This is a genomic window from Pseudomonas typographi (assembly GCF_014694385.1).
Taxonomy (GTDB): domain Bacteria; phylum Pseudomonadota; class Gammaproteobacteria; order Pseudomonadales; family Pseudomonadaceae; genus Aquipseudomonas; species Aquipseudomonas typographi.
In genome coordinates this window covers 1-303 of the sequence record NZ_JAAOCA010000160.1, presented here as the reverse complement: position 1 = coordinate 303, position 303 = coordinate 1, and the positions used below count along the sequence as shown (strand labels likewise).

General features: G+C 62.4%; 1 pseudogene. It reads left to right on the top strand.

Annotated elements, in window-relative coordinates:
- A pseudogene (locus tag HAQ05_RS28220) lies at positions 1 to 303 on the top strand (phage tail protein); the annotation flags it as partial.

Genomic DNA, 303 nt, shown 5'->3' with positions numbered 1-303 from the left:
GCACGGTTTCGTGCACGCAAAATTCCACTACGGTGACCGGCACCGGTACCGACTTCGCGGCGAACAGCCGGGTGGGCGATGCCTTCCTTGGTCCTGACGGCAACTGGTATGAAGTGGCCAATATCGCTAGCGCTACGGTGCTGTCGATCTTGCCGGCCTACCAGGGCGCGAGCGTTGATGCTGGGAGCTACGCCCTAGCGCCCATGCAGGGTTACGTGAAGGACTCGGCGGACCAGTTACGTTCGCTGGTGAGTCAGTTCGGCAGCCTGGCCGCAGATCCCTCGATTAACGCGCTTGAGGCGC